Annotated in this window: 16 protein-coding genes; 14 read left to right on the forward strand and 2 right to left on the reverse strand. The window is 63.2% G+C overall.

Features of this window, described 5'->3' with window-relative positions:
- The first annotated feature begins 33 nt into the window (after nucleotides 1-33).
- From ACF8SD_RS05780 to ACF8SD_RS05820, 9 genes are all read left to right on the forward strand, one after another.
- Nucleotides 34-402: a DUF5064 family protein gene (locus ACF8SD_RS05780; RefSeq protein WP_173887704.1), complete on the forward strand. Its 369-nt coding sequence runs from the start codon at nucleotides 34-36 to the stop codon at nucleotides 400-402.
- A gap of 250 nt (nucleotides 403-652) precedes the next feature.
- A complete protein-coding gene (locus tag ACF8SD_RS05785; RefSeq protein ID WP_047150239.1) occupies nucleotides 653-2,161 on the forward strand; it encodes a sigma-54-dependent transcriptional regulator in 1,509 nt (502 codons plus the stop codon).
- A gap of 166 nt (nucleotides 2,162-2,327) precedes the next feature.
- Nucleotides 2,328-3,533: a sodium/glutamate symporter gene (gene gltS / locus ACF8SD_RS05790; protein ID WP_274411660.1), complete on the forward strand. Its 1,206-nt coding sequence runs from the start codon at nucleotides 2,328-2,330 to the stop codon at nucleotides 3,531-3,533.
- A 328-nt stretch (nucleotides 3,534-3,861) separates the two neighbouring features.
- The gene (gene gcvH, locus ACF8SD_RS05795) at nucleotides 3,862-4,245 is read left to right on the forward strand and encodes a glycine cleavage system protein GcvH (protein ID WP_392484075.1); all 384 of its coding nucleotides are present in this window, start codon (nucleotides 3,862-3,864) and stop codon (nucleotides 4,243-4,245) included.
- A 10-nt stretch (nucleotides 4,246-4,255) separates the two neighbouring features.
- Nucleotides 4,256-7,111 carry an aminomethyl-transferring glycine dehydrogenase gene (gene gcvP / locus ACF8SD_RS05800; protein ID WP_173887701.1) on the forward strand — a complete coding sequence of 952 codons (2,856 nt, stop codon included), beginning with the start codon at nucleotides 4,256-4,258 and terminating at the stop codon, nucleotides 7,109-7,111.
- A gap of 156 nt (nucleotides 7,112-7,267) precedes the next feature.
- The gene (locus ACF8SD_RS05805; RefSeq protein WP_392484076.1) at nucleotides 7,268-8,644 is read left to right on the forward strand and encodes an L-serine ammonia-lyase; all 1,377 of its coding nucleotides are present in this window, start codon (nucleotides 7,268-7,270) and stop codon (nucleotides 8,642-8,644) included.
- Between the two features lie 27 nt (nucleotides 8,645-8,671).
- Entirely contained in the window at nucleotides 8,672-9,793 is a 1,122-nt protein-coding gene (gene gcvT / locus ACF8SD_RS05810) for a glycine cleavage system aminomethyltransferase GcvT (RefSeq protein WP_173887699.1), read from the forward strand.
- Between the two features lie 359 nt (nucleotides 9,794-10,152).
- On the forward strand, nucleotides 10,153-10,365 hold the full coding sequence (locus ACF8SD_RS05815; RefSeq protein WP_003257941.1) for a cold-shock protein: 213 nt from the start codon (nucleotides 10,153-10,155) through the stop codon (nucleotides 10,363-10,365).
- A gap of 88 nt (nucleotides 10,366-10,453) precedes the next feature.
- A complete protein-coding gene (locus ACF8SD_RS05820; RefSeq protein ID WP_029886776.1) occupies nucleotides 10,454-10,942 on the forward strand; it encodes an RDD family protein in 489 nt (162 codons plus the stop codon).
- Between the two features lie 224 nt (nucleotides 10,943-11,166).
- On the opposite strand, the gene lptG is transcribed toward ACF8SD_RS05820, so the two are convergent.
- Complete coding sequence (gene lptG / locus ACF8SD_RS05825) at nucleotides 11,167-12,228, reverse strand: LPS export ABC transporter permease LptG (RefSeq protein WP_392484077.1); 1,062 nt, start codon at nucleotides 12,226-12,228, stop codon at nucleotides 11,167-11,169.
- A complete protein-coding gene (gene lptF / locus ACF8SD_RS05830; protein WP_029886778.1) occupies nucleotides 12,221-13,336 on the reverse strand; it encodes an LPS export ABC transporter permease LptF in 1,116 nt (371 codons plus the stop codon). Before lptF ends, lptG begins: the two co-directional genes overlap by 8 nt.
- Before the next feature lie 301 nt (nucleotides 13,337-13,637).
- Here lptF and ACF8SD_RS05835 point away from each other — a divergent pair, with 301 nt between their 5' ends.
- From ACF8SD_RS05835 to rlmF, 5 genes are all read left to right on the forward strand, one after another.
- Nucleotides 13,638-15,131 (forward strand): leucyl aminopeptidase, encoded by a 1,494-nt coding sequence (locus tag ACF8SD_RS05835; protein ID WP_173887698.1) that lies wholly within the window; start codon nucleotides 13,638-13,640, stop codon nucleotides 15,129-15,131.
- Between the two features lie 49 nt (nucleotides 15,132-15,180).
- A complete protein-coding gene (locus ACF8SD_RS05840) occupies nucleotides 15,181-15,609 on the forward strand; it encodes a DNA polymerase III subunit chi (RefSeq protein ID WP_173891651.1) in 429 nt (142 codons plus the stop codon).
- A gap of 5 nt (nucleotides 15,610-15,614) precedes the next feature.
- Complete coding sequence (locus ACF8SD_RS05845) at nucleotides 15,615-15,956, forward strand: hypothetical protein (protein WP_009687043.1); 342 nt, start codon at nucleotides 15,615-15,617, stop codon at nucleotides 15,954-15,956.
- A 193-nt stretch (nucleotides 15,957-16,149) separates the two neighbouring features.
- The gene (locus tag ACF8SD_RS05850; RefSeq protein ID WP_009687044.1) at nucleotides 16,150-18,996 is read left to right on the forward strand and encodes a valine--tRNA ligase; all 2,847 of its coding nucleotides are present in this window, start codon (nucleotides 16,150-16,152) and stop codon (nucleotides 18,994-18,996) included.
- A gap of 162 nt (nucleotides 18,997-19,158) precedes the next feature.
- Complete coding sequence (gene rlmF, locus ACF8SD_RS05855) at nucleotides 19,159-20,109, forward strand: 23S rRNA (adenine(1618)-N(6))-methyltransferase RlmF (RefSeq protein WP_173887696.1); 951 nt, start codon at nucleotides 19,159-19,161, stop codon at nucleotides 20,107-20,109.
- Nucleotides 20,110-20,158: the final 49 nt, after the last annotated feature.

Here is a 20,158-nt window from a genome sequence, read left to right on the forward strand (position 1 = left end):
CCCGTCATTTTCGACCTCCCCAAGGAGCTTTCCATGGCCCAGTACCACCCCGGTCATGTACACATCGAGCGCACTGCGCTCAACAAAGATGACCACAGCTATGACCTGAACATCGAATACGAGGCAGTGTCGGACCCCAAGGAAGGTAGAGGCATTCAGTTCCGCATGCATGGCAGCATCGAAGGCAAGGCAGTCGATGAAGCGTTCTTCCTGCCCAAGGACCAGGCGCTGCCCAGCTTTCTCATGCTGCTGACCCGCAAGGCGCAAACGTACCTGCCGTCGCCGAAGAAATTCGAGAACCTGAGTTCACCGCACCAGCTCTATGACCATATGTTCGCGGACATTCGCGAAAAACTGGATGTGAAGTCGGGCGACCCGATCAAACCAGAACACCTGGAGTGATTTTCACAAGTTTGGGGCTGGCTTGCAGCCCATCGCAGGCAAGCCAGCGCCCAAAGGGATCGCATCAGGGCTGACAGGTGTTTGCCACAAGATATGCAGCGCCTATGAGATCGAGCGCCGCGCGGGCGGCGCTCGATCTCATAGGCGCTAAAGATGCTGCGGCTACCTTTGCCTGCGATGGGCCGCAAAGCGACCCCGGCGATGTTGAGGCATACTACCGCCCTCCCCGGCCACCACCCTCTACGTTCCCATGCGCATCCACGTCAGCTTCATCGACCGCGTCGGCATCACTCAGGAAGTGCTAGCCCTGCTCGGTGCCCGCAACCTCAACCTGGACGCCGTGGAGATGGTCCCGCCGAACGTCTACATCGACGCCCCGACGCTCAGCCCCGCGGTGCTCGAAGAGCTGCACGACGCACTGTTCGAAGTGCACGGGGTACAGTCGGTGGACGTGGTCGACATCCTTCCCGGACAACGTCGGCACCTGCAGCTGGATGCGTTGCTGGCAGCGATGAGCGACCCGGTCCTGGCCGTGGACAGCGCCGGCAAGGTGTTGCTGGCCAACCCGGCGCTGATCGAGCTGTGCGGCCGGGAATCGGCCGGCCGCTCGGTGGGCGAGCTGTTCGGCGACGCCGGGCTGCTGCAGGCGCTTCTGGACAACAACTTCCACCTGCCCATGCGCGAGATGCAACTGAACGGCCACAGCCTGCTGCTCGATGCCATGCCCATTACCAACGCCGGTGGCCTGCTGACGCTTTACCCGCCATCGCGCATGGGCGAACGCCTGTCGGCCCTGCACCACGACCACGCCGAGGGCTTCGACGCCCTGCTGGGCGAGTCACCGGCCATCCGTACCCTCAAGGCACGCGCCATGCGCGTTGCCGCACTCGACGCGCCGCTGCTGGTGCATGGCGAAACCGGCACCGGCAAAGAGCTGGTGGCCCGCGCCTGCCATGCCATCAGCAGCCGCCAGGCGGCACCGTTCCTGGCGCTGAACTGCGCCGCCCTGCCCGAGAGCCTGGCCGAGAGCGAGCTGTTCGGCTATGCCCCCGGCGCCTTCACCGGCGCGCAACGCGGCGGCAAGCCGGGGCTGATGGAGCTGGCCAACCAAGGCACCGTGTTTCTGGATGAAATCGGCGAAATGTCACCGTACCTGCAGGCCAAGCTGCTGCGCTTCCTCAGTGATGGCAGCTTCCGCCGGGTGGGCGGCGACCGCGAAGTGAAGGTTGATGTGCGCATCATCAGCGCCACCCACCGCGACCTGGAGCGCATGGTGGCCGAAGGCAGCTTCCGCGAAGACCTGTTCTACCGCCTGAACGTGCTCAACCTGCAGGTACCGCCCCTGCGCGACCGCGGCCAAGACATCCTGATGCTGGCGCACTTCTTCATGCAGCAGGCCTGCACGCAGATCCAGCGCCCAGCCTGCCGGTTGACCCCGGCCACCCATTCGGCGCTGCTGGCCAACCCGTGGCCGGGCAACGTGCGCCAGCTGCAGAACGTGATTTTCCGTGCGGCGGCCATCTGCGAAAGCAACCTGGTGGACATCGGTGACCTGGACATCGCCGGCACCTCGGTGGCGCGCGGGCAAGATGGCGAAGTGGCCAGCCTGGAACAAGCCGTGGGCGATTTCGAGCGTGAGCTGCTGCAACGTCTGTACGCCAGCTACCCCTCCACCCGGCAACTGGCTGCGCGCTTGCACACTTCGCACACCGCCATTGCCCAGCGCCTGCGGAAATATGGAATACCCGGCAAGGGCTGATAATCGTTGCAATAACCCGCTAGTTGTTCAGACCTTTCCTACGCCAGTGAAAGATACTCTCCCACATATGCCTCGTAGAATGGTGACAGTGTATTGCCACTTGTCACCCCACTGCTCCGCCTAAGTGCGGAGTGTGGTTCGCTACTGGATATAACGAGAGCACCTGATGTTTGAACTCGATTTTTACGGCACACTTGTAGCCGCCTCTCTCGTCCTGTTATTGGGGCGCGGGCTGGTTGCCCGGATTGGCTTGTTGCGCGTCTACAATATTCCGGAACCCGTTGCCGGTGGCCTGGTCGTCGCCTTTGCCCTGCTTGCGTTGCGCAGTTTCGATGTTCAGGTGCAGTTCGATACCTCACTGCAAACACCATTGATGCTGGCCTTCTTCGCCACCATCGGCTTGAGCGCAGACTTTGCCAGCTTGAAAAAAGGCGGGCGTGTGGTGGTGGTCTTCCTGCTGGTGGTCACCAGCCTGTTGCTGGTGCAGAACGCCATGGGCATCGGCCTGGCCTCGGCATTGGGGCTGGACCCATTGATGGGCCTGCTGGCCGGTTCGATCACCCTGTCCGGCGGCCACGGTACCGGCGCCGCCTGGGGCGCCACGTTCAGCGAAAAGTTCGGCCTGGCCTCGGCTGCGGAACTGGCAATGGCCTCGGCCACCTTCGGGCTGGTGCTGGGCGGCCTGATCGGCGGGCCGGTTGCCCGGCTGCTGATCAAGCGGGTGAAAACGCCGGGGGCCGATGAGGAACAGCCGCAACTGCCCCAGGGTTTCGAGCGGCCTGACAAAGAGCGCCTGATAACATCGTTTTCATTTGTGGAAACACTGGCGCTGATTGCGGTAAGCCTGCTTGCCGGTTCTTTGCTCAATGGCGCACTCAAAGGAACTGCATTCGAACTGCCGACGTTTGTGTGTGTGCTGTTCGTGGGTGTATTGCTGCGCAATGGGCTATCCGCATTCGGCTTCTACCGTGTGTTCGAACGGGAAGTTTCGGTACTGGGCAATGTCAGCTTGTCGCTGTTCCTGGCCATTGCCTTGATGTCGCTCAAACTATGGGACCTGGCAGCGCTGGCCTTGCCGTTCTTCGCATTATTGGCCGCACAGACACTGGTCATGGCGCTGTTCGCAATTTTCGTGACGTTCCGGGTCATGGGTCGTAATTACGATGCAGCCGTATTGGCTGCCGGCCATTGCGGATTTGGCCTGGGGGCCACGCCCACTGCCATTGCCAACATGCAGGCAGTGACCCAGCGCTACGGCGCTTCGAACATTGCCTTTCTGGTGGTGCCGATGGTGGGGGCGTTCTTCATCGACATCATCAATGTCATCGTGATCAAACTCTATCTGGCACTGCCGCTGTTCATGGCAGGTTGATGCCTTTTGTCGTACCTGTGGCGTCGCCCGCCAATGGGGTTGGCAGTAACATGCCAAGACAGGCGCCGTGGCGCTGTAATGCTTTGATTACACCGTACCGAAATCGCTACGCTTGCATGCACATGCGGTTATACAAGGGTTTGATAGCGAAACGCTTTTTCACCCCGCTTGCAGTGTAGTGTTTTCGTTCCACTTCCAAACAACGAGCACCGCAAAAAAAAATTAACTCATTGTTTTATAAGTCTTTTTTGAAATTGGCCGCATTATTGCTATGGGAATCTCGACCCAAGAGCGCGGGCACACCGCGCCCAACGCCCGAGGATTTCGCATGAGCGAGTTGCGTTTCACCGAAGATCACGAATGGCTGCGCGTAGAAGCCGATGGCAGCGTCACCGTGGGCGTCACCGCCTACGCCCAGAACGCCCTTGGCGATGTGGTTTTCGTTCAACTGCCCGAGTTGCTGCAGTACCAGAAAGGCAGCGAAGCGTCCACCGTCGAGTCGGTGAAAGCTGCCAGCGGCGTGTACATGCCCCTGACCGGCGAGGTGGTTGAAGTCAACGCACAGCTCGACCCAAGACCGGAGCTGGTCAACGATGACCCCATGGGCGAAGGCTGGTTCTTCCGCTTCACCCCGGCCAACATGAGCGAGGTCAGCGCCCTGCTCGACCGGGACGCCTATGACCGCCTGATCAAAGCCAACGCCGAAGCCTGAGGACTGCGCCATGACCATCAACCTCAGCACCGCCAACGAATTCATCGCCCGGCACATCGGCCCGCGCACCGCCGACGAGCAGGCCATGCTCGCCGCCCTCGGTTTCGAATCGCTGGACGCCATGACCGCGGCAGTCATCCCCGACAGCATCAAGGGCACCAGCGTGCTCGGCGCGCACGACGGCCAGAGTGAAGCCGACGCGCTGGCAGCACTCAAGGCCATCGCCGGCAAGAACCAGCTGTTCAAGAGCTTCATCGGCCAGGGCTACTACAACACCCACACCCCGGCCCCCATCCTGCGCAACCTGCTGGAAAACCCGGCCTGGTACACCGCCTACACGCCCTACCAGCCGGAAATCTCCCAGGGCCGCCTGGAAGCGTTGCTGAACTTCCAGACCCTGATCAGCGACCTCACCGGCCTGCCGATCGCCAACGCTTCGCTGCTCGACGAAGCGACCGCCGCAGCCGAGGCCATGACCTTCTGCAAGCGCCTGTCGAAGAACAAGACCAGCCACAGCTTCTTCGCGTCGGTGCACTGCCACCCGCAAACCCTGGACGTACTACGCACCCGCGCCGAGCCGTTGGGCATCGACGTGGTGGTCGGCGACGAACGCGAGCTGGGCGATGCCAGTGCCTTCTTCGGCGCGCTGCTGCAATACCCGGCCAGCAATGGCGAGGTGTTCGACTACCGTGAAGTGGTGCAGCGCTTCCATGCCGCCAACGCGCTGGTCGCCGTGGCAGCCGACCTGCTGGCCCTGACCCTGCTGACCCCACCGGGTCAGTTCGATGCCGACGTGGCCATCGGCAGCGCCCAGCGTTTTGGCGTGCCCCTGGGCTTCGGCGGCCCACACGCGGCCTACTTCGCCACCCGTGACGCCTTCAAGCGCGACATGCCAGGCCGGCTGGTCGGCGTGTCGATCGATCGCTTCGGCAAGACCGCCCTGCGCCTGGCCATGCAAACCCGCGAGCAGCACATCCGCCGCGAGAAGGCCACCAGCAACATTTGCACCGCCCAGGTGCTGCTGGCCAATATCGCCAGCATGTACGCCGTGTACCACGGCCCGGCCGGCCTCAAGCGCATCGCTGAGCGCACCCACGCGCTGACCGCGGTTCTTGCAGCCGGCCTGAACAGCCTGGGCCTGCAAGTGGTCGGTAAAACAGCTTTCGATACCTTGACCCTGGCCACCGGCACCGCCACTGCCAGCCTGCATGAGCAGGCCCGCGCCCAAGGTATCAACCTGCGCCAGGTCGACGCCGCCCACCTAGGCCTGTCGCTGGACGAGACCAGCACCCAGGCTGACGTGCAGGCCCTGTGGCAACTGTTCGCCGGCAACCAGCCCCTGCCTGACTTCGCCGCGCTGGCCGCCAGCACCGGTTCGCTACTGCCCGCTGCCCTGCTGCGCCAATCGGCCATCCTCGAACACCCGGTATTCAACCGCTACCACAGCGAAACCGAACTGATGCGCTACCTGCGCCGCCTGGCCGACAAGGACCTGGCGCTGGACCGCAGCATGATCCCGCTGGGCTCCTGCACCATGAAGCTGAACGCAGCCAGCGAAATGATCCCGGTGACCTGGGCCGAGTTCGGCAACCTGCACCCCTTTGCGCCGGCCGAGCAAAGCCAGGGCTACCTGCAGATGACCACCGAGCTGGAAGAAATGTTGTGCGCTGCTACCGGCTATGATGCCGTGTCGCTGCAGCCCAACGCCGGTTCGCAGGGCGAGTACGCCGGGTTGCTGGCCATTCGTGCCTACCACCGCAGCCGTGGCGAAAGTCACCGTGACATCTGCCTGATCCCCTCGTCTGCCCACGGCACCAACCCCGCTACCGCCAACATGGCCGGCATGCGTGTGGTGGTTACCGCCTGTGACGCCCGCGGCAACGTCGATGTCGAGGACCTGCGCGCCAAAGCCATCGAACACCGCGAGCGCCTGGCCGCGATCATGATCACCTACCCATCGACCCACGGCGTGTTCGAAGAAGCGATCGGCGAAATCTGCGCGATCATTCACGACAACGGTGGCCAGGTGTACATCGACGGCGCCAACATGAACGCCATGGTCGGCCTGTGCGCGCCGGGCAAGTTCGGCGGCGACGTGTCGCACCTGAACCTGCACAAGACCTTCTGCATTCCGCACGGTGGCGGCGGCCCGGGGGTGGGCCCGATTGGCGTCAAGTCGCACCTGGCGCCGTTCCTGCCCGGCCATGCGCAGTTGCAAAACACCCAGGGTGCGGTGTGCGCCGCGCCGTTCGGCAGCGCCAGCATTCTGCCGATCACCTGGATGTACATCCGCATGATGGGCGGTGCCGGCCTCAAGCGTGCGTCGCAGATGGCAATCCTCAACGCCAACTACATCGCCCGCCGCCTGGAAGAGCACTATCCTGTCCTGTATAGCGGCGGCAATGGCCTGGTGGCACACGAATGCATCCTCGACCTGCGCCCACTGAAGGACACCAGCGGCATCAGCGTCGACGATGTGGCCAAGCGCCTGATCGACTTCGGCTTCCACGCCCCAACCATGTCCTTCCCGGTGGCCGGCACGCTGATGATCGAACCGACCGAAAGCGAGTCCAAGGAAGAACTGGACCGCTTCTGCAACGCCATGATCCAGATCCGTGCAGAAATCCGCGCGGTCGAGGACGGTAGCCTGGACAAAGACGACAACCCGCTGAAAAACGCCCCGCATACCGCGGCCGAGCTGGTTGGCGAATGGGCCCACGGTTACAGCCGCGAGCAGGCGGTGTACCCGCTGCCTGGCCTGGTGGAAGGCAAGTACTGGCCACCGGTCGGCCGCGTCGACAACGTATTCGGCGACCGTAACCTGGTGTGCGCCTGCCCGTCGATCGAGAGCTATCAGGACGCCTGATCCGGCTCGCTGGCTCCCACAAGGGCTCCACTGCCTGCAAGGGTTGTGCTGCACCTGTAAGAAGCCTGCTCTCACGGGAACGTCGTACCTGTGGGAGCTGGCTTGCCGGCGATCGAGTGCGCAGCACTCGCCTTTTCTTTCTGGAGGGAACGAGCAATGGCTTTGAGCGTCTTCGACCTGTTCAAGATCGGCATCGGCCCCTCCAGTTCCCACACCGTCGGCCCGATGCGCGCCGCTGCGCGGTTTGCCGAAGGGCTGCGCCGTGATGGCCTGCTGGCCAAAACGGCCAGCGTCAAGGCCGAGCTGTATGGCTCACTGGGTGCCACCGGCAAAGGCCACGGCAGTGACAAGGCCGTGTTGCTCGGCCTTGAAGGCGAACAGCCGGACACCCTCGATACCGACAGCATCCCCGCCCGCCTGCAGGCCATCCGCAGCAGTGGCAAGCTCAAGCTGCTGGGCGAGCACACCATTGCCTTCAATGAAAAGCAGCACCTGGCAATGATCCGCAAGCCACTGGACTACCACCCCAACGGCATGATCTTCCGCGCATTCGACAACGCCGGCCTGCAGATCCGCAGCCGCGAGTACTACTCGGTGGGCGGCGGCTTCGTGGTTGACGAAGCCGCCGCCGGCCACGACCGTATTGTCGAGGACAGCACCGCCCTGGCCTACCCGTTCACCACCGCCAAACAGCTGCTCGGCCACTGCACCACGCACGACCTGGCGGTCAGCCAGGTGATGCTGGCCAACGAGCAGGCCTGGCGCCCAGAGGCACAAACCCGCGCCGGGCTGCTGCGCATCTGGCAAGTGATGCAGGACTGCGTAGAAGCCGGCTGCCAGCATGAGGGCATTCTGCCGGGTGGGCTCAAGGTCAAGCGCCGGGCACCGGCACTGTACCGCCAGCTCAGCCGGCACCCGGAGGCCAGCCTGCGCGATGCCCTGTCGGTACTGGACTGGGTGAATCTGTATGCGCTGGCGGTGAATGAGGAAAACGCCTATGGCGGGCGGGTGGTCACCGCGCCCACCAATGGCGCCGCCGGTATCGTCCCCGCGGTACTGCACTACTACATGCGCTTCGTGCCCGGTGCCAGCGAAGACGGGGTGGTGCGTTTTCTGCTCACGGCTGCGGCCATCGGCATCTTGTACAAGGAAAACGCCTCGATCTCCGGGGCCGAGGTGGGCTGCCAGGGCGAAGTCGGGGTGGCCTGCTCGATGGCTGCCGGGGCGCTGTGCGAGGTGATGGGCGGCAGTGTGCAGCAAGTGGAGAACGCCGCCGAAATCGGCATGGAACATAACCTGGGGCTAACCTGCGACCCCATTGGCGGGCTGGTCCAGGTGCCCTGCATCGAGCGCAACGCCATGGGCTCGGTAAAGGCGATCAATGCGGTGCGCATGGCCTTGCGCGGCGACGGGCAGCACCACGTATCGCTCGACAAGGTCATCCGTACCATGCGCCAGACCGGCGCCGACATGAAAAGCAAATACAAAGAGACCGCCCGTGGCGGCCTGGCCGTCAACATCATCGAGTGTTGACCCACTAACGAAAGCAAGGAGTCACCGATGTCCGAAACACTGCTCAAGACCCCACTGCATGCCTTGCACCTGGAGCTGGGGGCGCGCATGGTGCCGTTCGCGGGCTATGACATGCCGGTGCAGTACCCGCTGGGCGTCCTCAAGGAGCACCTGCATACCCGTGAACAGGCCGGCCTGTTCGATGTGTCGCACATGGGCCAGATCATCCTGCACGGTGCCAACGCTGCCAAAGCCCTTGAAAGCCTGGTGCCGGTAGACATCATTGACCTGCCGGTGGGCATGCAGCGCTACGCCATGTTCACCGATGCCCAAGGCGGTATTCTTGACGACCTGATGGTTGCCAACCTGGGCGACGACAAGCTATTCCTGGTGGTCAACGCCGCCTGCAAGGCGCAGGACCTGGCTCACCTGCAAGCGCACATCGGGACCCACTGCGAGGTGCAGCCGCAGTTCGAAGCGCGTGCGCTGCTGGCCCTGCAGGGCCCGGCGGCAGCGCATGTACTCGCGCGGCTGGCGCCGGAAGTGGCCAACATGACCTTCATGCAGTTGCGGGAGGTAAAACTGCTGGGCGAAGACTGCTTCGTCAGCCGCTCGGGCTACACCGGCGAAGATGGCTACGAGATCTCGGTGCCGGCCGGCGCCGCCGAAGCCTTGGCCCGCCGCCTGCTGGCCGAACCGGAAGTACAGCCGATCGGGCTGGGTGCCCGTGATTCGCTGCGCCTGGAAGCCGGCCTGTGCCTGTATGGCCACGACATGAACAGCGAAACCACCCCAGTCGAGGCCAGTTTGCTGTGGGCGATTTCCAAGGTGCGCCGCGCCGACGGCCAGCGTGCGGGTGGGTTCCCGGGCGCCGAGGCCATCTTTATCCAGCAGCGCGACGGTGTGGCACGCAAACGCGTCGGCCTGTTGCCGCAAGAGCGCACGCCTGTACGCGAAGGCGCGGACATTGTCGACGCCAACGATAAACCGGTTGGCAAAGTGTCCAGCGGCGGTTTTGGCCCGACAGTTGGGGCGCCCGTTGCAATGGGTTATATCGATAGTGAACATGCGGCAATCGACACCGCGCTATTTGCCGTGGTGCGGGGCAAGAAGGTGGCCTTGAAAGTCAGCAAAATGCCATTCGTGGCGCAACGTTACTACCGTGGGTGAATGAGCTTTGTGAAGGTGGCGGGCAGGCGTGGCATATTCGTTTCCGAAACCTGCCCGGTAACTTTTGAACATGGCGCCAGGCCAGCCACCATGCCGTTTGCACGACGGTGATCGGTACGTGAAAAAAGGCCCGTTATTCCGCATGGCCGAGGGCTTGTTTTTCGCTCGGGAGTTGGCGTAGAGTCATTCCACTGTGTTTGCATGGGTCGCAATGGTTCGTGACCTGGGCCAGTAGCCGAGAGTTGCTACAACCCGTTCGACGTCTCTTACTTTCCTGCAACCCAGCCCAGTAATCTTTCGCTTACACAAAGTGCGAAAGTAACTGTCATCAAAATTTGAGCTCCATAGGAAATAAGACAATGGCTGAACGTCAGAACGGTACCGTCAAGTGGTTCAATGACGAAAAAGGTTACGGTTTCATCACCCCAGAAAGCGGTCCGGATCTGTTCGTGCACTTCCGCGCAATCGAAGGCAACGGCTTCAAGAGCCTGAAAGAAGGCCAAAAGGTCACTTTCGAGGCCGTGCAGGGCCAGAAAGGCATGCAAGCGGACAAAGTCCAGGTTGCAGGCTAAGCCGAACCCGACTGCAAAAGCCCCTGCCAAGTGCAGGGGCTTTTTTTTGCCCGTAGAATAGCGGCTTCATCTTCTGGAGCCGTTTTGCATGTCCAAGCCTTTGCTCACACCCCAGGGTGATTTTCCGCCGGTCGGCCTGGGCCGACGCCTGGCGGCGATGTTCTACGACTTCCTGTTGTGCACTGCACTGCTGATCGTGACCGCTGGGGCCTATAAGATGATCCAGATGGCGATCATTGGCGAAGCCCGCATGCGCGAGCTGACCGAGGCAGGCGCACTGGACGGCGACCCGTTGCTGTCCACGGTTCTGCTGTTCGCCTTGTTCGGCTTTTTCGCCAAGTTCTGGACCCACGGCGGGCAGACGCTGGGCATGCAGGTATGGGGCGTGCGGGTACAGAACGCAGACGGTTCGGCGATCAGCCTGTGGCAGGCACTGCTGCGCTTTGTGGTGTCGATCGCGTCGTGGTTGTGCCTGGGGCTGGGTTTCTTCTGGGCGCTGATCGACAAACGCAAGCGGGGCTGGCATGACATCTATTCCGAAAGCCAGCTGGTGCGTGTGCCGAAACAGAAGAAATAGAAAGGCCCGGCCCCAATGAAAAAGCCGACCTGAGGTTAATGCCAGTCAGTTAAGTAATTTGGGGCCGCTTTGCGACCCTTCGCGGGCACGCCCGCTCCCACAGGGGATCGCGCAGCGCCAAGCGTGTAGGAGCGGGCGTGCCCGCGAAGGGCTGCAAAGCAGCCCCAGTAACGCTTAACTCACAGGCATTAACCTGAGGTCAGCTTTTTCTCCAGCTCAAGCCATTACCCCGCCCGGCGCAGCAACCACACACCGGCCAGGGCACAGATGCCCGCCGGGATGACCACCGCCAGCAAGGGCGGGAAGCCGAACACCTGGCTCGAAGGGCCGAGCAGGTCCTGGCCGATGCGGAATACGAAGCCCACCAGCACGCCGGTGAACACCCGCTGGCCCAAGGTCACCGAGCGCAGCGGGCCGAAGATGAACGAAATGGCCATCAACACCAGTGCCGCAGTCACCATCGGCTGCAGGACCTTGGTCCAGAACGCCAGCCAGTAACGGGCGTTGTTCAGGCCCTGGTCGGACAGGTAGTGGATGTAGTCCCACAGGCCGGTGATCGACAGCGACTCCGGCGCCAGGATCACGGTGTTCAGCAGTTGCGGGGTCAGCGACACGTCCCAGCGCTCGGTGGGGGCCTTCACCACCTCGGTGTGGTCCCCGCGGAAGAAGGTTGTGTTGACGTCGCTGAGCAACCAGTGATCGTCGGTGTACTGGGCACGCCGGGCAAAGCTCGACGTCTGGATCTTGCGCTCGCTGTCGAAGCGGTAGCGGGTCACGCCCAGCAACAGGCCATTGGGCTGCACGGCGTTGATGTGCACGAACTCTTCGCCCTGGCGATGCCACATGCCACGCTTGGAGCTCTGCGCCTCGCCCCCACCCTGGGCCAGCGAGCGGTCAGCCTGGGCCTTGTTCTCGGTGACCGGCGCCACGTATTCGCCAATCAGCAGGCCGACCAGCATCAGCACCAGCATGGGCTTCATCACCGCCCAGACAATACGCCCGATGGACACACCGGCCGCACGCATGATGGTCAGTTCGCTGCTGCTGGCCAGGCTACCCAGGCCAATCAGGCAACCGATCAGCGCAGCCATGGGCAGCATCTCATAGAGCCGCCGCGGCGCCGTTAGCAAGACGTAGTAACCAGCCTGCATCACCGTATAGGTGTCGCTCAGGTCGCCCATCTCATCGATGAACGCGAACAACGAGGCCAGGCCGAGGATGATCCCCAGCACCGCCAGGATGGCCAGCAGCACGCTCTGGCCGATGTAGCGGTCGAGTTTAGCCATGGGCCACCTCCGCACGGCGGGCGGCACGCTTGAGGCGCAATGGCTCCCAGTACATCAGGCCAAGGCCGATGAGCAGGAACAGCCCGTGGACCCACCACATGCCCAGGGCAATCGGCAACTTGCCCTTCTCCAGGGCGCCACGTACGGAAATCAGCATTGTCAGGTAGGCCATGTACAGAAGAATTGCCGGCAGCAACTTGAGGAAGCGGCCCTGGCGCGGGTTGACCCGCGACAGCGGCACCGCCAGCAGGGTCACCACGAAGACCAGGATCGGCAACGACAGCCGCCATTGCAGTTCGGCGCGTTCGCGCAGGTCGGTCTTGCCGAACAGGTCGAGGGTCGGAATGGCCTCGCGCTCGGTCACTTCCTCGGCCACTTCCGGCTTGGGCAGCAACACGCCATAGGTGTCGTACTTGATGGCCCGGTAGTCGGCCTGGCCGGGGTTACCGTCGTAGCGGTAGCCGTTTTCCAGCACCAGGTAACGGTTGCCATCGGCCTGGATCTCCTGGTGGCCCTTTTCCGCCACCAGCACTGACGGCGCACGGTCCTTGGTCTTGTCCTGATTGAAGCGTTTCTCGGAGATGAACACGCCACCGAGCTTGACGCGGTCGTCCGACAGTTGCTCGGTGTAGGTGACCCGCGAGCCGTCACGCAGCATCTGGAAACGGCCTGGCACCAAGGTGTCGAACTCGGTCAGGGTGTCCTGCTGGGCGATGATCTGCTGCACCTGGGCCACGCCCAGTGGCGCCAGGCTCAGGCTCAACCAGGCCACCAGCAGCGCCACCAGTGCGGCCGGCGCCATGGTCATGCCCAGCAGGCGCTGCTGGCTCATGCCAGTGGCCGAGAGCACGGTCATTTCGCTTTCCAGGTACAGGCGCCCGTACGCCAGCAGAATGCCGAGGAACAGCCCCAGGGGCAGGATCAGCTGCAGGAAACCCGGCAGGCGGAAACCCATGATCAGGAACAATACGCCAGGGTCGAGCACGCCCTGGGCGGCCTGGGCCAGGTACTTGATGAAGCGCCCACTCATGATGATCACCAGCAGCACGGCGCTGACGGCGCTCAAGGTCACCAGGACCTCGCGGGACAGATAACGAAAGACGATCAAACCAGACACTCCTGGGTTGTCAGGGCGGACTGCCATGCAATGGCGCCAAACAATGACTTAGTACATCCAAGACCAATGCCGGTTCGCCAAAGGCGAACCTCCATGTAAAGTGCGCGCATTATCCTGTGATTGGCTGCGCCTGTCACTTGGCGGCGCGTGAAGGCGCATAACGGGGTTGTCAGCACGCGGGTGGCAGGCTCAAACTGGCAGCTTTTCCGCTGGCGCGCGACGGCGCGGCCAGGCCCGTCCAGAGCGCTGCAATGTACAGCGCCATTTGTATCGATCATTCGGGGACCCTGACATGGAACTGGTTGTAAAAAGCGTAGCTGCTGCATCGGTAAAAACCGCCACCCTGGTCATTGCAGTCGGTGAAAATCGCAAACTTGGCGCGGTGGCCAAGGCCGTCGACCAGGCCACCGAGGGTGCCATCAGCGCGGTACTCAAGCGCGGTGACCTGGCCGGCAAACCGGGCCAGACCTTGCTGCTGCACAACCTCCCGGGGCTCAAGGCCGAACGTGTCCTGCTGGTTGGCAGCGGCAAGGACGAAGCCCTGGGCGACCGCGCCTGGCGCAAGCTGGTCGCCAGCGTCGCCGGCGTGCTCAAGGGGCTCAATGGCGCCGATGCCGTGCTGGCCCTGGACGATATTGCCGTCAGCAACCGCGATGCCCATTACGGCAAGTACCGCCTGCTGGCCGAAACCCTGCAGGACGGCGAATACGTGTTCGACCGCTTCAAGAGCCAGAAGGTCGAGCCGCGGGCACTGAAAAAAGTCACCCTGCTGGCAGACAAGGCCGGCCAGGCCGACGTCGAGCGCGCGGTGAAGCACGCCAGCGCCATCGCCACCGGCATGGCGTTCACCCGCGACCTGGGCAACCTGCCACCGAACCTGTGCCACCCGAGCTTCCTTGCCGAGCAGGCCAAGGACCTGGGCAAGGCGCACAAGGGACTGAAGGTCGAAGTGCTCGACGAGAAAAAGATCAAGGACCTGGGCATGGGCGCCTTCTACGCCGTGGGCCAGGGCAGCGACCAGCCGCCACGCCTGATCGTGCTCAACTACCAGGGCGGCAAGAAGGCCGACAAGCCCTTCGTGCTGGTAGGTAAAGGCATCACCTTCGACACCGGCGGCATCAGCCTGAAACCCGGCGCCGGCATGGACGAAATGAAGTACGACATGTGCGGCGCCGCCAGCGTCATGGGCACCCTGCGTGCAGTGCTGGAGCTGCAACTGCCCATCAACCTGGTCTGCCTGCTGGCCTGTGCCGAGAACATGCCAAGTGGCGGCGCCACCCGCCCGGGTGACATCGTGACCACCATGAGCGGCCAGACCGTGGAAATCCTCAACACCGACGCCGAAGGCCGCCTGGTGCTGTGCGATACCCTGACCTACGCCGAGCGTTTCAAGCCACAGGCGGTGATCGACGTCGCCACCCTGACAGGCGCCTGCATCGTCGCCTTGGGCAGCCACACCTCCGGCCTGATGGGCAACAATGACGACCTGGTCGGGCAATTGCTCGACGCGGGCAAGCGGGCAGACGACCGCGCCTGGCAACTGCCGCTGTTCGACGAGTACCAGGAACAACTGGATAGCCCGTTCGCCGACATGGGCAACATCGGCGGGCCGAAGGCCGGCACCATCACCGCAGGCTGCTTCCTGTCGCGTTTCGCCAAGGCCTACAACTGGGCGCACATGGACATCGCCGGTACGGCGTGGGTCAGCGGCGGCAAGGACAAGGGCGCCACGGGTCGCCCGGTGCCACTGCTGACCCAGTACCTGCTGGACCGCGCGGGCGCCTGAGGCCGTGACGCCGGTGGTGCTGGCGCGCCACCGGCCGGCCATACCGACCATGAGCAAAGTCGACTTCTATATCCTGCCCACCGACTCGCTGTCGGCGCGGCTCGATTTCGCCTGCAAGCTGTGTGAAAAGGCCTGGCGCCTTGGCCACCGGGTCTACCTGCATTGCCAGGATGCCGAGCAACGCGACGAACTGGACCTGCGCCTATGGCGCTTCAAGGGCGAAGCTTTCGTGCCCCACGACCTGGCCGAGGTGCATGCCGATGCCGGCGTGGCCCTGGGCCTTGCGGAACACGCCGGTGACCACCACGGCCTGCTGATCAACCTGGGCGCTAGCGTGCCGGGCTTTGTTGGCCAGTTCGAGCGGGTGGCGGAAATCGTCGTCGAGGCGCCCGACATTCGCCAATCGGCGCGAGAGCGATTCCGTTTCTACCGTGAACAGGGCTATGCTCTGCAAGACCACCGCTTACAGCGACTTTGACGACGATGGACAAGCACTCCCCCCTGCCCGACTCCGCTCACCTGCTCGACGACCTTGAGTCGATCCGTCAGTTGCTCGGCGACGCCGACCTGCAACCACCCCTGCTGACCGAAACCGTCGAGCAACTGCCGTTGTTGCCGGACGCGCCGGTTACCGAAGCGGCTGCGCCCGAGGAAGACCCGCAGACGCGCCGCCAGGACACCCTGCTACACCTCGAGAGTGAGCTGCGCGCCGCGGCGCAGATGATCATGCAGGACGTGATCAACGACTTTACCCCGCATATCGAGAACGAAATCAAGCGCCGGCTGGATGCGCGCATCGAGCGGTTGATCAAGCGTTCCGAGTAAACCCGCACATCGGTGTCGCCTGCTTCGCGGGCATGCCCGCTCCCACAGGCACCTCACGGCCCTCGAAGCCTGTGGCGGGCTTGTGGCAGCGGGCAACACAGTTCCGACAGTTGTCAGCAGCTTGTCGCCTGCGGCCCCCAGCTTGGTTATACTTCCCGGCTTTCCCGAATAAATGCACAGGGTCCCGCCGCGCATGGATAAGACCTACCAGCCGCACGCCATCGAAACTTCCTGGTACAACACCTGGGAGTCCGAGAACTATTTCGCTCCACAAGGTGCAGGCGAGTCCTACACCATCATGATCCCGCCGCCGAACGTCACCGGCAGCCTGCACATGGGCCACGGTTTCAACAACGCGATCATGGATGCCCTGATCCGTTTCCGCCGCATGCAAGGCCGCGACACCCTGTGGCAGCCAGGCACCGACCACGCCGGTATCGCCACCCAGATGCTGGTCGAGCGCCAACTCGAGGCCAAGGGCCAGAACCGGCATGATCTGGGCCGCGAGAAGTTCCTGGAGAAGGTCTGGGAATGGAAGGATCAGTCCGGCGGCAATATCAGCCGGCAAATCCGCCGCCTGGGCTCGTCGGTCGACTGGAGCCGCGAGCGCTTCACCATGGACGACGGCCTGTCCGAAGCGGTCAAGGAAGCCTTCGTGCGCCTGCACGAAGATGGCCTGATCTACCGCGGCAAGCGCCTGGTCAACTGGGACACCAAGCTGCACACGGCCATCTCCGACCTCGAAGTGGAAAACCACGACGAAAAAGGCCACCTGTGGAACCTGCGCTACCCGCTGGCCGATGGCGCCAAGACCGCCGAAGGCGAGGGTTACCTGGTGGTTGCCACTACCCGCCCGGAAACCCTGCTGGGCGACGCCGCCGTGGCGGTCAACCCGAATGACGAACGCTACCAGGCACTGATCGGCAAGTACGTCGAGCTGCCGCTGGTGGGCCGTCGCATTCCGATCATCGCCGACGACTACTGCGACCCTGCGTTCGGCACCGGCTGCGTGAAGATCACCCCGGCCCACGACTTCAACGACTATGAAGTCGGCAAGCGGCATAACCTGCCACTGCTGAACATCTTCGACAAGAATGCCGTCGTGCTGGCCAACGCCCAGGCCTTCAACCTCGACGGCAGCGTCAACGAGCAGGTCGACACCCAACTGCCAGCGCAGTACGCCAACCTCGACCGCTTCGTGGCCCGCAAACAGATCGTGGCCGACCTGGACGCCCAGGGCCTGCTGGTCAGCATCGACGACCACGCCCTGAAAGTGCCGAAAGGCGACCGTTCCGGTACCGTGATCGAACCCTGGCTGACCGACCAGTGGTACGTTTCCACCAAGCCGCTGGCAGAGCCTGCCATTGCTGCCGTGGAAGACGGCCGCATCCAGTTCGTGCCCAAACAGTATGAGAACATGTACTTCTCGTGGATGCGCGACATCCAGGACTGGTGCATCAGCCGCCAGCTGTGGTGGGGCCACCGCATTCCGGCGTGGTACGACGAGGCCGGCCAGGTCTACGTTGGCCGCAACGAGCAGGAAGTGCGCGCCAAGCACCAACTGGGCGCCGATGTGGTGTTGCGCCAGGACGACGACGTGCTCGATACCTGGTTCAGTTCGGGCCTGTGGACCTTCTCTACCCTGGGCTGGCCGGAGCAGACCGAATTCCTCAAGAAGTTCCACTCCACCGACGTGCTGGTGACGGGCTTCGACATCATCTTCTTCTGGGTTGCGCGCATGATCATGCTGACCATGCACCTGATCAAGAACGAGGACGGCACCCCGCAGGTTCCATTCAAGACCGTGTACGTGCACGGCCTGGTGCGTGATGGCCAGGGCCAGAAGATGTCCAAGTCCAAGGGCAACGTGCTGGACCCACTGGACATCGTCGACGGCATCACCCTCGACGCCCTGCTGGAAAAACGCACCAGCGGCATGATGCAGCCCAAGCTGGCCGAGAAAATCGCCAAGCAGACCAAGGCCGAGTTCCCCGAAGGCATCGCCAGCTACGGCACCGACGCCTTGCGCTTCACCTTCTGCTCGCTGGCGTCCACTGGCCGCGACATCAAGTTCGACATGGGCCGCGTCGAGGGCTATCGCAACTTCTGCAACAAGATCTGGAACGCTGCCCGCTACGTGCTGGACAAGGGCGAAGATTGTGGCCAGAACGGCGAGGCCTATGAGCTGTCGCTGGCTGACCGCTGGATCATCTCGCAGCTGCAGCGCACCGAAGCCGAGGTGACCCGCCAGCTGGAGCAGTTCCGCTTCGACCTGGCCAGCCAGGCGCTGTACGAGTTCATCTGGAACCAGTACTGCGACTGGTACCTGGAGCTGTCCAAGCCTGTGCTGTGGGACGAAAATGCCCCGGTCGAGCGCGCCCGCGGCACCCGCCGCACCCTGGTGCGCGTGCTGGAAGTGGCGCTGCGCCTGGCACACCCATTCATGCCGTTCATCACCGAGGAAATCTGGCAGCGTATCGCACCGCTGGCCGGTATCGAAGGCAAGACCATCATGCTGCAGCCATGGCCGGTGGCCAATGAAAGCCGCATCGATGCTGCCGCCGAAGGTGATATCGAATGGCTGAAAGAGCTGATGGTGGGCCTGCGCAACATCCGCGCCGAAATGAACATTGGCCCGGGCAAGCCGCTGCCCCTGTTCCTGAAGAACGCCAACGCCGACGACCAGCGCCGCCTGCAAGAGAACGAAGCCTTGCTGAAGAAGCTGGCCAAGGTCGAATCGTTCACCGTGCTGAGCGATGCCGAAGAGGCACCGCTGTCGGCTACTGCGCTGGTGGGTGACCTGCAAGTGCTGGTGCCGATGGCCGGGCTGATCGACAAGGATGCCGAGCTGGCACGCCTGAACAAGGAAATTCAGCGCCTGCAAGGCGAAGTGGCACGCGTGGGTGGCAAGCTGTCCAACGCTGCCTTCGTCGACAAGGCCCCGCCTGCAGTGATCGAGAAGGAGCGCGCCAAGCTGGCCGAGTCCGAACAGGCCCTGGCCAACTTCACCGAGCAGCACGCGCGCATTGCAGCGCTGTGACAACCTGATAGACCGCTGGGGCCGCTGTGCGGCCCTATCGCGACACAAGGCCGCTCCTACAGGACGGTGCCGGTTTCACAGGCGCCGCTATCCTTTAGGAGCGGCCTTGTGTCGCGATAGGGCTGCAGAGCAGCCCCAAGGCCTGCAACACCGGACCCCACCATGACCGACAAACCCACCCTGCACCCGCGCAACCGGCACCAGGGTCGCTACGACTTCCCCAGCCTGATCAAGGCCCACCCTGACCTGGCCCGCTTCACCATCACCAACCCCCACGGCAAACCCAGCATCGACTTCGCCAACCCCGAAGCCGTAAGGGTATTCAACCGTGCTCTGCTCAAGGCCCAATACGGCATCCAGCACTGGGATATCCCCGCCGACTACCTGTGCCCGCCCATTCCCGGCCGCGCCGACTACATCCACGTAGCCGCGGATTTGCTGGCCACGGACAACGCGGGGGAAATTCCCAAAGGCGCCCAGGTACGCGCGCTGGACATCGGCGTGGGTGCCAACTGCATTTACCCGCTGCTGGGCCACAGCGACTACCGCTGGCGCTTTCTCGGTTCGGATATCGACCCGGTAGCCCTGGCCTCGGCCAAGGCCATCGTCCAGGCCAACGGCCTGGGCAAAGCCATTGCCCTGCGCCAGCAGGCGAACCGGGGCCATATCCTCAGCGGTCTGTTGCAGCCAGAGGAGCGTTTCGACCTGACCCTGTGCAACCCACCCTTCCACGCCTCCCGCGACGAAGCCACCCGCGGTAGCCAACGCAAGTGGAAAAACCTGGGCAAGCAGGACCCCAAACGCAAGCTTCCGGTGCTCAACTTTGGTGGCCAGAACAATGAACTGTGGTGCGAGGGCGGCGAAATCCGCTTTGTCACCCAACTGGTGAGCGAAAGCGTGCAGTACGCCGGGAGCGTATTGTGGTTCACCAGCCTGGTGTCAAAGGCCAGCAACCTGCCGGGTATAGAAGCGGCACTGAAGAAGGCCGGCGCCAAGGCCGTACGTGTCGTCGAAATGGGCCAGGGCCAGAAGCAGAGCCGCATGGTTGCCTGGAGCTTCCACGATGAAGCGGCACGCCAGCGCTGGTACGCCCAGGGCCGATCACAGGCATGAAAAAACCGCGCCCGGGCAAGCCGGGCGCGGTTTCGTCAAAGCAGCAACA

This window comes from Pseudomonas sp. CJQ_9 (assembly GCF_043106615.1).
GTDB lineage: Bacteria > Pseudomonadota > Gammaproteobacteria > Pseudomonadales > Pseudomonadaceae > Aquipseudomonas > Aquipseudomonas juntendi.

Bases quoted from the DNA above. Each gene is read 5' to 3' on its own strand.
- ACF8SD_RS05780 (WP_173887704.1), top strand. From the start codon at position 34: ATGGCCCAGTACCACCCCGGTCATGTACACATCGAGCGCACTGCGCTC.
- ACF8SD_RS05785 (WP_047150239.1), top strand. From the start codon at position 653: ATGCGCATCCACGTCAGCTTCATCGACCGCGTCGGCATCACTCAGGAA.
- gltS (WP_274411660.1), top strand. From the start codon at position 2,328: ATGTTTGAACTCGATTTTTACGGCACACTTGTAGCCGCCTCTCTCGTC.
- gcvH (WP_392484075.1), top strand. From the start codon at position 3,862: ATGAGCGAGTTGCGTTTCACCGAAGATCACGAATGGCTGCGCGTAGAA.
- gcvP (WP_173887701.1), top strand. From the start codon at position 4,256: ATGACCATCAACCTCAGCACCGCCAACGAATTCATCGCCCGGCACATC.
- ACF8SD_RS05805 (WP_392484076.1), top strand. From the start codon at position 7,268: ATGGCTTTGAGCGTCTTCGACCTGTTCAAGATCGGCATCGGCCCCTCC.
- gcvT (WP_173887699.1), top strand. From the start codon at position 8,672: ATGTCCGAAACACTGCTCAAGACCCCACTGCATGCCTTGCACCTGGAG.
- ACF8SD_RS05815 (WP_003257941.1), top strand. From the start codon at position 10,153: ATGGCTGAACGTCAGAACGGTACCGTCAAGTGGTTCAATGACGAAAAA.
- ACF8SD_RS05820 (WP_029886776.1), top strand. From the start codon at position 10,454: ATGTCCAAGCCTTTGCTCACACCCCAGGGTGATTTTCCGCCGGTCGGC.
- lptG (WP_392484077.1), bottom strand. From the start codon at position 12,228: ATGGCTAAACTCGACCGCTACATCGGCCAGAGCGTGCTGCTGGCCATC.
- ACF8SD_RS05835 (WP_173887698.1), top strand. From the start codon at position 13,638: ATGGAACTGGTTGTAAAAAGCGTAGCTGCTGCATCGGTAAAAACCGCC.
- ACF8SD_RS05840 (WP_173891651.1), top strand. From the start codon at position 15,181: ATGAGCAAAGTCGACTTCTATATCCTGCCCACCGACTCGCTGTCGGCG.
- ACF8SD_RS05845 (WP_009687043.1), top strand. From the start codon at position 15,615: ATGGACAAGCACTCCCCCCTGCCCGACTCCGCTCACCTGCTCGACGAC.
- ACF8SD_RS05850 (WP_009687044.1), top strand. From the start codon at position 16,150: ATGGATAAGACCTACCAGCCGCACGCCATCGAAACTTCCTGGTACAAC.
- rlmF (WP_173887696.1), top strand. From the start codon at position 19,159: ATGACCGACAAACCCACCCTGCACCCGCGCAACCGGCACCAGGGTCGC.